This is a genomic window from Pedobacter miscanthi (assembly GCF_032678605.1).
Taxonomy (GTDB): Bacteria; Bacteroidota; Bacteroidia; order Sphingobacteriales; family Sphingobacteriaceae; genus Pedobacter; species Pedobacter miscanthi_A.
This window is the reverse complement of the sequence record NZ_JAVTSU010000005.1, coordinates 117,319-130,139: the sequence shown is the minus strand read 5'-3', so window position 1 is coordinate 130,139 and position 12,821 is coordinate 117,319. Positions and strand designations below refer to the sequence as shown.

The 12,821-nt window shown below is 40.5% G+C and carries 6 protein-coding genes; 2 read left to right on the top strand and 4 right to left on the bottom strand.

The features are described 5' to 3' along the window. Positions 1–598: 598 nt before the first annotated feature. The 4 genes from R2R28_RS09370 to R2R28_RS09355 are packed head-to-tail and all read right to left on the bottom strand — an operon-like array spanning position 599 to position 7,549. On the bottom strand, positions 599–1,744 hold the full coding sequence (locus R2R28_RS09370) for a cellulase family glycosylhydrolase (protein WP_316825415.1): 1,146 nt from the start codon (positions 1,742–1,744) through the stop codon (positions 599–601). Positions 1,745–1,765: 21 nt separating this feature from the next. Continuing rightward, positions 1,766–2,953: a sialidase family protein gene (locus R2R28_RS09365; RefSeq protein WP_316825414.1), complete on the bottom strand. Its 1,188-nt coding sequence runs from the start codon at positions 2,951–2,953 to the stop codon at positions 1,766–1,768. Positions 2,954–2,964: 11 nt separating this feature from the next. Continuing rightward, positions 2,965–4,491 (bottom strand): RagB/SusD family nutrient uptake outer membrane protein, encoded by a 1,527-nt coding sequence (locus tag R2R28_RS09360; protein WP_316825413.1) that lies wholly within the window; start codon positions 4,489–4,491, stop codon positions 2,965–2,967. Positions 4,492–4,501: 10 nt separating this feature from the next. After that, on the bottom strand, positions 4,502–7,549 hold the full coding sequence (locus R2R28_RS09355) for a TonB-dependent receptor (RefSeq protein WP_316825412.1): 3,048 nt from the start codon (positions 7,547–7,549) through the stop codon (positions 4,502–4,504). Between the two features lie 148 nt (positions 7,550–7,697). On the opposite strand from R2R28_RS09355, the gene R2R28_RS09350 reads away from it, so the two are divergent. Beyond that, a complete protein-coding gene (locus R2R28_RS09350) occupies positions 7,698–11,717 on the top strand; it encodes a two-component regulator propeller domain-containing protein (protein ID WP_316825411.1) in 4,020 nt (1,339 codons plus the stop codon). Between the two features lie 268 nt (positions 11,718–11,985). Beyond that, the gene (locus tag R2R28_RS09345) at positions 11,986–12,756 is read left to right on the top strand and encodes an SDR family NAD(P)-dependent oxidoreductase (RefSeq protein WP_316825410.1); all 771 of its coding nucleotides are present in this window, start codon (positions 11,986–11,988) and stop codon (positions 12,754–12,756) included. The last annotated feature ends 65 nt before the right edge of the window (positions 12,757–12,821 follow it).

The window sequence follows — 12,821 nt, the reverse complement described above, 5'->3', positions numbered from 1 at the left end:
TTTATATTTGGTTGTTACTAAGTAAAGGGTTCCGAATTGACACTTTAGTTCAAACTCTGTTCAATATGTCTCAATTATTGGCTCCTAAAGAGATTTCCACGGCATATTTCATCATTCACCAATTTCGAATTATAATCAAAGACGACATTTTCTACTGGAGGCCTTCCATCGTAATTTTAGATTAAAATTTCTGCTGGAATGTGGCATTTATAATCGTAGTTGCGAATTTTATCTAATTGCATATTAACAAACTTGCATACCTAACCCAATGAGGGATAGCAGAAAGGTGTGTTGGTATTCAGGCGGGCTTTGCAAATGTCAGATAGAACCCTAATGCCTAGGGCAAGATAAACTGATTGCATGACGAGCCTATACTCTATCGTACAGAAATTAGAAAAAAAGCAATCTACAGGGATTTTTTTGCTTTGTTGATCAAAGCAATCGCCGGAAAAAGCAAAATTAAAATGGGATAGCCATAAAAATCAAAACACAAAAAAAGAGGTTGATCATTTTGATATTTAATGATGCAACCTCTTATATTTTATTTGGGCGTTTTTTGTTAATACTATAATTTTACCGTGATATCATCAGTCCGGTTTCAATTTCGCTGCCCGTTATGTGTCATCGATAATATGATTTCCGTCTCGTCTTGTTTATACGGCGTTCCGTCTTTTCGCAAGATTTCGTGAAACCAGACTGGGGGCGGCGAACTGTAATTTTTCGTCCAGGAATCCCATGGGTATTTCGTCTGCGTTTTACCATCGACAAAGCCCCAGTTGATCATACCCACATTATATTTTTTTGCCACAGGAAGAAAACCAGCAAATGTACTACCGTTTGGCCTAGCCATATATTCTGTACAGATAAGAGGCTTTCCATACCTTAAAAGCCATTTTATCCGCTTTTCAAATTCGGTAGGACTGTCATAATTGTGGAAAGTGATCACATCGCTCTGTTCAAGTTGAAGTTTTTCGATCGGCTTCATTTTTGTAGCATCAGACCAATCGCCAACCCAGATCCCTGAGGTTAGAGGCTGAGATGGATTAACTGCGCGTGCCCATGTAAATACTTCTTTAAGCAGTGGTAATACGAGCGCTACTTTGTTCTTAATCTCTATTTTCTCATAGGACGGCCCTGTCATATTATCGGGTTCATTCCATAAATCCCAGCCTATGATTCTTTCATCATCGGCAAATTTCCTGATAACTCCCTTCACATACCTTTCCAACCTCGGATACTGAAGGGAATCCTTTAGTGCAAGCTGTCCAGGACTTTGGACCCACCCGGAATTATGTTTGAAAGGAATTGGTTCCCTCTGTTTACCCAGTTTATAAAAAGGATCCCAGCAAGAGTCAAAAATCACAAGGAATGGTTTTATTTTATGTTTCTGGGCAATGCTCAAAAAAGCATCAATACGTTTAAGAAAACCAACCGAATCTTGCTCATACAGTGCATCGTGAAGATACACCCGCACGGTATTCATGCCCAAGCCTCTTGCCCATCCGAGCTCTCTGTTAATGGTAACAGTATCAAAGGTTTCCGCCTGCCACATTTCCAATTGGTTGATTGAATTACTGGGGATAAAATTGGCACCGATCAACCATGGCTGTTTTTTATACCAATCGTTGGCCTCCTGCTTAGTCCATATTGTCCGCAGCATTTCAGCCTTTTTCTTTTCCCCTGAACAGGCTAAAATTACGCCAAGGCAGAATATTAAGGCATATGTAATTATTTTTTTCTGCATAATCTTTTATTATTAGTGTTATTAATTCGTGGTCTTGACTACTGTACCTTTTATCATCCATACCTCTGTGGAATTAGAATACGCATTGGTGCTGGTAACGGCAATCACGCTACCATCACTTAGCACAGTTAGGCTGTTCCATAAACATGACTTATTGCTGGGAATCAGGAAAGGAACAGATTTACTCTTGAAATTTCGCCCCTGCTCATCTCCGATTACTACTTTCATGTCAGCGAAATTCAGATCATTTGTACGGTCCTCAGTACCTTGATAGGAAAGTATGGTCTCTCCGGTTTTTAGTTGCCTGATAAAAGGGGCACCCGCGTAAAGTGCGTCCCCTATCCGATCTGCCAACGCATAATTCCTGTTTGCACTCTCTGCACCGATCGTTACCGCCCAGTTTTCCTGCAGACTGTTTCTGAGTACATAGGGTTTAAAGGTATTGACTGCATTATCTTCTATGGAAATGATTATATCTTTGCCATCGTTTAAAAGAAGTGGCACTGGCATCCCGTCCCTTTTTCCTGGCCTGAAGCTGACAATTTCAGGAGCTGTTGTCCAGCTCCCAGCATTATCTTTCGATCTGAGCATGGAAATATTTTGCTCATTCGAGTTTGTATACGGTCCTTCATTGGCAAAGTATAACTGTATTTCTCCATTTGGCAATTGAACAGCAGAGGGTTCCCAACAGCCATTTTCAAACTGATAGCCCGCCTCGTATAAATTCTTTTCGTTTTCCCAGCTCTGTCCGCCGTTACTGCTCTGTTTTACCAGAATGCCGAATTTTCTGGATGGCGCAATATCGTACGGTCTGGCATTGTAAAAGACTAGGATTTTATAGTTGTTCAATAATAAAAGATCTGGGACACTCATGTTTGAACCGTTGGCACGGGGGGCAATAACCGTTGCCGAAGACCAGGTATTACCCGCATCAGTGCTTTTAACAGATACAATACTACCATCTGCTTCATATACTGCAAGCAATGATGCATCAGCCAACTGTATTATTCTTGCATATCCCGAATAGCGGGCATTCAATTCTGGAGAAGAAACCCTTCTTCTGCTATTCTGGTCCCAGCTGATCGATATCCCGTCTTGCTTGGGCACGGGAACTTCGGGAACAGATTTGCTGTCTTTTGAGCAGCCTGAGCAATAGGTGATAGCTAGTATATTAACTAACAGCAGTTTAATAAAGGTGTGATGTATCATTGAAGTATGTATTAATAATTTGGATTCTGCTTAAGATTTATATTGTTCTCTACCTCTAACTGTGGTAAAGGAAGACGGATGTGTTTTCCGGGAACAAAATTATTGAAATCCGGGTCGCGTAGAGCTACCTTTGCCACACTGGCCTGAGTTTCCAAATCGCCCCAGCGCTTTAAGTCGGCCCAACGTACACTTTCCCCACAAAGCTCAAGTACCCTCTCCATTTTTAATCGTTCCCTGAATAGTGACTGATCATTTCCAATTGCCGGATAAGCGGTTGCCAAAGGGGCAAGATTAACCCTTTGCCTTACTCTGTTCACATATTGATATGCTTCTGCGGTCTGCCCAAGTTCATTATTTGCCTCAGCATACATCAAAAGAATATCTGAAAAACGGATCATCCTGTTGTTTATTTGATTGTAATAATCTTCATTGTTACGCATATAATCCCTCGAATATTTTTTGAACCAAGCCTCATCAGCATCCCATTGCCAGCTCCTGCCATAAGTTTTATCACCGAAATCGGCTTCAAGTCCAGGATAAAAAAGGCTGTATCTCAGGCGTTGATCTATTTTACCATCTATAGTCTTTTCTTTTTTAAATTCAGCTACCAACCAATTTCTTGCCTGACCATCAGACCATCCTATAGATCTTGGCGCAAAAAACTGGGCCCTATTATTTCCCATGCTCGAATTTGGAACATCTCCTTCCGCCGTTTTATTTGCATCAGAAAACTGGATTTCAAAAACAGACTCTTTGTTGTTTTCGTTCTCTGCTCTGAAATTATCTTTATAATCGACCAAGCCATAAAAACCCGCTCCAGCACCTTTCACCAAATAGTCGAAAGCTGTTCTTGCCTGTGCCCATTTTCGCTGCTGCATATAGGTTTTACCAAGCAGGGCAAACGCAGCACCTTTTGTAGCACGCCCAATATCGTTTCCGGTCCATTGCGAAGGCAACACAGCTGCCGCTTCTGAAAGATCTTTCTCCGCCTGTGCCCAAACCTGTGCAAGACTGCTCTGCTGAGGCAGATCAATTGGACTTTGGATAGTGGTTACGATCGGAAAATTTTCCCATAATAAGGCTGCATAATAATAATATAGCCCACGTAAAAATTTTGCTTCCCCCAACATTTGTGCTTTTTTATTCTGATCAGCAAAGGTTATTCCAGGCACATAAGTCAATACCTGGTTGCATCTGAATATTGCCTTGTAGGTATCGCGGTAGCTTACCTGATTTCCTTCAAAGAAATTATAGTTTACGTATTGGAAGCGTGTCCAATCAGCCAGTTCGATCCAGGGACTTTTGCTAAAACCTTCGTCAGAAGTTAAATCCAAACGAAAATAACCCCACCTTGACCAACTTCCCGGCTGATAGAACATATGATAAATGGCGTTAACACCTTTTTGGGCATCATCTTCTGTTTTCCAGAACTGCTCCTGTGTAAGCGTATTGGGATTGTCCTGATCAAGCAGGCTTTTTTTACAGGAAGATATTATAAAAGTTCCTGTTATCAGTATAGTTAATAATAGTTTTTTCATGTTCATCATTTTAAAATCCAAACTGTAAGCCGACTGAAACCATTCGAAGATTTGGGAATGCACCAAAGTCGTAACCCTTTTCAAAAATGCTGTTGTTACTGAATTCAGGGTCAAGTCCTGAGTATTTGGTAATAGTTATCAGGTTTTGCCCCGATACGCTGATCTGTGCATTACGGAAACCTATCTTTTTCAACATTTTTTCAGGGATGTCATAGGATATCCCGATATATTTTAAACGGGCAAAGCTTCCATTCTCCAGCCAACGGTCGGTGTCTCCCCTAGAATTGTTTGTGCTTCCATAATAAGCCCTCGGCACATTGGTATTGGTATTTTGCGGTGTCCATGGCTGTATGCCTGCGCGGTAATTGCTATTATCAGAAAATGCATCCGTCACGCTCCTCGGACCATTAAATACGGTTGAACCAAAAGAACCGAACCAATCCATATTGAAAGAAAAATTCTTATAGGAAGCATTAAAATTCAATCCTATTTCGTAATCGGCCCAGGGACTACCGACAACAACCTTATCAGAATTAGTGATCTGACCGTCGCCATTGTTATCTTTAAAACGGATATCTCCGGGTTGAGCAGCAGGTTGGATAACTTTGCCCGCAGCATTTTTGTAGCCAGCAACTTCCTCGCTATTTTGGAATAGACCATCAGTTTGTAATAAGTACCACATTCCAATCGGCTGACCGACTTCGGTAACGGTGTTACCTACAAACGTTTTGTTTTTGCCATATCCGAGGTCAAGAACCTTATTGCGTAAAGTGGTCAGATTTGCAGTTGCCCCATATTTGAAGGCATTTTTATTTTCCTGATAAGAAACAGTAAATTCGAATCCCCTATTTCCAAGGGTCGCACCGTTCGCATAAGGATTACCACCATCATTTCCTGTCGAAATCAACAAAGGATACCGAACAAGTACATCATTGGTTTTTGCAATAAAATATTCTGCGCTAACGGTCAGTTTATTTTTAAGAAAGGCAGCATCCAGCCCGTAGTTCTGCTGTATAAGCTGTTCCCAGCGGAGATCAGGATTGGCCAGTTTTACCTGCGTCGCTCCTGAAAACACTCCCTGTCCAGGGCCAAGCACGATCGTTGAAAAAGTATTTATAACAGGGATATATTCATATGCCCCGATATTACTGCTTCCGAGTGTTCCATAATTGGCACGTAATTTAAGATCATCAATCCAAGAGACTTTAAAAAATTCCTCATTACTGATTCTCCATGCGCCAGATATCGATGGATACGAACGAAACTTATTACCCGGACCAAATCTGGAAGTACCATCAGATCTGATTATACCATTCAAAAGATATTTGTCTGCATAGTTGTATTCAAATCTCCCAAAATAAGAAGTTAGGTCTGTACGGTCTTTGGAACCTCCTACCAGTCCTTCGGTTCCTTGGTCAAGCACATCATAATAACCGCCTCCAGGATTTACCGGAACATTTCTTTTAGTACCCCAGATCTGAGCATATTTATCTCTTTGATAGGAGTTTCCAGCTAAAACAGTTAGTTTATGTTTACCGAAATCTTTCTTAAAGGTTAAAGTATTTTCAACCAATATTGTCGAAGATTCAGCTCTGTTTTCATTAATAATAGACGGGTCTGGTGGCTGATTTAGGGTCCAGTTCCCCGGCTTTCTTAAATAAGAATAATGATCTCTGCTTGTTTCATATCCTAAACTGATTCTATAATTCAATGAGGGTAAGAGCTGTAGTTCTGAAAAAAGGTTACCACGTATCCTTAAATTTTCGTTTGTCCTATCTTCGAGATCAGCGATTGCAACCGGGTTGGTACCAAATGTCCTTGCACGAGCCTCGTCACCGTAACCGTATCCACCTGGGTTTGCCGAATTGTAAACAGGGATTGTCGGAAGCAGGCGAACTACACTCACGATAGGATTTCCAGAGATTTCATCAGCCTTGGCATTACTGATCGCAAGGTTCTCTCCGATAGTGAATATTCCCTTTGTTGTTTTGGTATTAACCCTGAAGTTTACCCGGTCGAATCCAGTACTGATCACCGCACCTTTGTTTGTAAAATATCCGCCTGATATGAAATAACTGTTATCCTTTCCGCCGCCTGAAAAGCTTACCGAGTAATCTTGTACCATCCCCGTCCTAAATGCTTCATCCTGCCAATCTGTGTTCACAGATAGGTCGAGATTTTGTTTTTTAACGTTGGCATTATCATAAGCCATGTTATTCAGTGTCGCAAATTCATTGGTTCCTGCAAGTGAATATCTTGGAATCGTCTGAAAGGTCGTTTTCGCAGAAACGTCGATTTTTGTTGGCCCCTCTGCCCCCTTTTTTGTGGTAATAATAATAACACCATTGGCAGCGCGTGAACCATAAATTGCGGCAGCTGATGCATCCTTTAGAATCTGGATAGATTCAATATCTGCCGGGTTAAAATCGCGGTTTGCATTTGTAATCAATCCATCAATTACATATAATGGATTGTTACCCGATACATTCTTTAGGCCACGGATCTGGATCTGCGCTTCAGAACCTGGTTGTCCACCGCCCCTTACACGTATCCCTGTTGCTAGTCCCTGAAGAGATTCGGCAACTGTGGTTGCCTGCCGTTTCTTGACATCTGCAGCTTTTACAACTGATATTGCTCCTGTAAGATCCTGTTTTCGCTGGGTACCATAGCCAACCACCACAACTTCATTTAAGTCTGAGGTAGATTCGATCATGGTCACCTCTAGCACCTGGTTGTTAGCAGCAGAAAGTTGCTGAGTCTGGTAACTAATAAATGAAAAAACAAGCATTGCTTTTGAGGTACCTGAAACAGCAATCATAAACTTACCATTGCCATCGGTAAGAGTAGAAACCTTGGTGCCTTTTAGCTGCACAACCACCCCTGCAAGAGGGCCTTTGGAATCTTTGACAAGTCCTGTAATCTTTTGCTGCGCCTGTACACTGATTGTTAGACTGATTAATAACATGGTTAGGGCTATTCTGAAAATTCGATCCTTGATCTTCAAGATCGATTTGGGAGGGATATTCGTATCCCTACTTTGTGGAAGCTTTTTGTTCATACGCTGTAAGTTTATATTTGGTAGTGCTAAATAAGCCGATACATTTAGACGCTTTAGTTCAATTTATGTTCAAAATGTATCAATTATAAGCTTTAAAGAAGCTTTTTAACATGCTTAAATTTATTCTTCGGTTTTTGAGTTATATTTAATGATGTTTTTTCGCAAACAGCTTAACCGAATATTTTTCTGTATTACATTTTTATGTATCCACCAACAACTTCTTGGACAGGTATATACTTTCAGACACTATCAGGTAGAATCAGGCCTTTCATACAACTCAGTAATCTGCAGCCTCCAGGACATGAATGGCTTTATGTGGTTTGGTACCAAAAACGGTTTGAACCGCTTTGATGGATACAGGTTTAAGATTTACCTTAATGATCCAACGAAACCAGAAACTCTCGGACATAATTTCATTCACTCATTATTTGAAGACGCTCAAGGGGTATTATGGGTGGGAACACGCAAAGGATTGTACAAATATAATCCAATGAAGGATGCTTTTATTCTGATCAAGGAAACCAGCGATAAAGACGTCAGCATAATATCAGCTGATATTATGGGCAGGATTTGGTTTATTGCAAACAACACCTTGTTGCGCTATGATGTTCTGACCAGAAGGATAAATAATTTCCCCGGACCGCAATATGGAGGAGCAACTTCCCTGGTCATTACCAGGAAAGGCGATATATGGGTATCCACTGCACAGGGTTACCTTCAACAATATAGGCTCGATACAAATAAGCATAAAGTTTATAGCACATTCGATGATAGCTCTTCCCCGCTGTCAAAATGGATCGAAAAAATCAAGGAAACAGGAGATGGTGAGCTGATAATAGGAACATCCAATGATGGGGTGAAACTCTTCAACACCAGTAACCACACGACAAAACAGTTGCCGATGCGAAATACGGACGGGACCAATGTTTTTGCCAGGGACTTTTTGCAAAAAACAGCGGAAGAGTACTGGATAGCAACCGAGTCGGGAATATTCATTTATAATATGCGTTCACAGAAGTACGATCAGTTACGCAATGATATATATGACTTTTACTCAATCTCGGACAATGCAGTATATACAATTACCCGCGATAGAGAAGGGGGAATATGGTGCGGAACCTATTTTGGTGGACTAAGCTATTATCCCCAGCAATACACCTCATTCGACAAATTCTATCCAGGGGTTACCGATAACCACCTCAAAGGCCATGCCGTCCGCGAAATCCAGCAGGATAAAAACGGAAAACTCTGGATAGGAACTGAGGATGCCGGGCTTAACAGGTTCGACCCCAAAACCGGAAATTTTAAAAATTTTGTTCCACAGGATGATGGCCAGGGTATTTCACATTCCAATATACATGGGCTCGCGGTTAAAGACGACAAACTCTGGATAGGCACTTTTGAACAGGGGCTTGATGTTATGGACATCAATACTGGCCGAATAATTAAAAAGTATAAGGCAGGGCCCGCACCAAACCAATTCAAAAGTAATTTTATAGAAAGCCTGCTTATCGACAGCAGTGGAGAACTCCTGATAGGAACTGCAACCGGCTTATACAAATATCGTGAGGGCAGTGATGATTTTATTCTATTAAATGAATTTCCCGGGAACAGGCATTACTCTGCATTACTGGAAAGCTCAGAAGGCATACTTTGGGCAGGTACACTACGTGATGGTCTTTGGTTCTTTAATAAAAAAAACAATCAATCAGGAAATTTTTTCTTCAGTAGCCAAGATAAAAACAGTTTAAGCAGCAATGAAATCAACGGACTTTTCGAGGATTCTATGCACAATCTCTGGATAACGACCGAAGATGGCCTCTGTATCTTAAAAAACGGAGCGAGAACTTTTAAACGCTATACTACAGCTGACGGATTTCCATCTAATATTTTTTATAAGATTTTGGAGGATAAAAACAGAAATTTATGGATCAGTACATCCAAGGGGTTGGTATCATTTAACCAGAAAAGTAGAAAGATCATTACTTACACCAGATCTAGTGGCCTCTTGGGCGACCAGTTTAATTATAATTCTGCCTTTAAGGATGCTACCGATCAAATGTATTTTGGAAGTGTCAAAGGAATGATAGCCTTTAGGCCCGAACATTTTCGGGAAAACAAAACTGTTTCAAAAATATTTATTACTGGCTTCCAGGTGGATAATGTGGAACTCACAGTTGGAGAAAAAAATTCACCTTTGATCAACCCGATTGATTTTACGGAGGAGATCGAACTGAATCACAATCAATCGAATTTCAGCATCGATTTCGCTGCGCTGGGTTTTACCTCACCGGCCATGACGGAATATGCATTTATGATGAAGGGCCTTGACGATAAATGGACATACCTTAAGAGAAACAGAAAAGTATACTTCACCAGTCTTTCACCGGGAAAATACGAGTTTTTAGTCAAAGCTTCCAATAATGGTAGAACTTGGAACAATCAGGTAAAATCTTTAAAAATCATCATTACGCCACCTTTTTGGCTGTCTACTATCGCTTTAATTATCTACGGGTTAATCATTATAACAATTGTGATCGTACTTGTCAAAGCAAATCATAGAAAGCTGTTGTTGCGTTACCAGAGAAAGATTGAACGCTGGGAAGTTGAAAATGATAAAGAGCTATATTATGCAAAGATTAATTTTTTCACCCAGGTTACCCATGAAATAAGAACTCCTCTGAGCCTTATTCATGGTCCTTTGGAAGAGGTGATGAGAATAACTGGGGGTTCTGCTGAAATAAGCTCCAATCTTCAGATCATGAAACAGAATACCCATCGTCTTATCGAATTATGTAATCAGCTGCTCGATTTTAGAAAAACAGAACAGGAGGGCTTTAATCTGAGTTTTGTTAGCTTAGATGTTAATGAGCTGATGAGACAGACCTGTACAAGGTTTCAACCCATAGTCGATGATAAAAAAATATCATTAAATCTTGAGCTGGATAAAAATGGATTGGTAGTCTATGCTGATGCCGAAGCTTTAAATAAAATCATCAGTAATTTACTTGATAACGCATTAAAGTATGCCGCTACAACTGTTTGGATCAAAATTTTATCTGATCAGGAAACATTTAATATACAATTCATCAATGATGGCACTCCTATACCTGAAAAATATAGAGAAAAGATATTTGAGCCTTTTTACCGCATAGAAGATGTTAAGGGCGTAAGAGGCTCGGGAATTGGGCTTTCTCTAGCAAGGTCACTTGCTGAATTACATGATGGTAGTTTATCACTTATTCTTCAAGACGATAATTGTATCCATTTTGAGCTCAAGTTGCCCAAACGCCATAACCAGGAATATACACTGCCTTATAACAGTGAAATCTACCAGGAAACAGGCAGCACAGCATCTAAAAAATTAGATTCGGATGCTCCTAACGTCCTGGTTGTTGAGGATAATCCAGATCTGCGAAAGTTTATCGTAAATATCTTAAAAGAGGATTTTACAGTAATTGCTGTTGAAAACGGATCTCGCGCAATGGATGTTATTCAGCAAACAAGTGTACAAATGATCGTAAGCGATATCATTATGCCATTAATGGATGGACTAGAGTTATGTAAAACATTAAAAGATAACATTGATTATGCACATATTCCTCTTATTCTATTAACAGCAAAAAGTAATTTGCAGACAAAAATAGAAGGACTCGAAGCTGGTGCCGATGCTTATATAGAGAAACCATTTTCACCCAATCACCTGCTTACTCAAATATCAAATCTGTTAAACGTAAGGGAAAAAATAAAAACACATTTTGCCCAGTCTCCATTGGTACACCTAAAAAGTATGGCCTACAATAAGGCTGATGAAGCTTTTCTTGACAAACTCAATGATACTATTATAAAAAATATGTCTGATACTACATTGGATGTCGACTTTCTGGCAGAGGCTATGAATATGTCAAGACCAACGCTTTACCGTAAAACCAAAGCTATATCAAATCTTTCACCACATGAACTAATCAATATTACCCGTTTAAAACATGCGGCATTGCTACTTAACGAAGGACAGTACAAAATCCTTAAAATTGCATCAATAACCGGATTTAGCTCTCAAACCCAATTTTCAAGAAGTTTTGCAAAACAGTTTAAAATGACACCTTCTGAATACGTAAGTTCTACAAGGGAAATCAAAATGGATAAGGGAGTGGAAGACCGTAGCTGACCTAACCTCCAATTTTATTCAGTATAAGCAGCGGACCACAAGTAAATAACAAAAAATGCATTTCGAAAGACTAGTACCTGGGAGAAATTTGTGGATGTTTTTTACTTTCCAGACGACATTTTAAAGATGAGCAAAACTTGCGGCAGAAAATTAATGAAGATAACATCTTTCGAAGTCTGCTTTTGGTTATAAACTTCCCTGATTTTGTTATAAAGTCGGCAAGGTTAAAGTTGAATTTTGTGCTATTGTTAAAATCAATCAATTTATCATGAAAAATACAACAGAAACAATTTCAAACACGCAGGCTGTCGCCTTGGTGACTGGTGCCAACAAAGGACTTGGAAAACAAATCGCAAAAGAGCTTGTTGCCCACGGTTACAAAGTCATTCTGGGATCTAGAAATGCTGACAACGGTGTAGCCGCTGCCAAGGAAATCGGAGAAGGTGCTTATCCTATTCAATTGGATGTGACAGATGCGAACAGTATTTCCGAAGCGGCCGAGCGTATTAAGAGTGAATTTGGGCGGCTCGACCTCCTAGTTAATAACGCCGCAATTGGTCAGTCTGGCCGTTATTCTACAGTTCCTGAAATCCTAGCAGCAAGCAAAGCAAGCGTTGCCCCATTGGATGAACTGCGCATTCTCTTCGAAACAAATGTGCTCGGTGTTCTTGCGGTAACGCAGGCCATGCTTCCGTTGATTAAACTTTCTACATCGGGACGCATACTTAACGTGTCGAGCGCAGCGGGATCATTAACACTAAACTCAGACCCCAACTTTCCCTATAGACCGTTTTTTGGAGCAACTTACCCCGTTTCAAAAACCGCATTGAATGCGATCACCTTAGCAATGGCGATTGAGCTTGAAGATACTGGCATAAAGGTTCGTGCAGCAAGTCCGAGCTTTACAGCTACTGCAATGAACGATTTTCAGGGAACGGATTCAGTAGAGATGGGTGCAAGAGCGTTGATCCTCGCGGCGCTTGATACCGAAAGCCCTACCGGTAGCTTTACCGGGCCTGATGGTACACTGCCATGGTAATTCCTTAAATTGGTTACTAATAAATCACCTGCGACCTCAACAGTCACCGGTGATTATTCTTTATC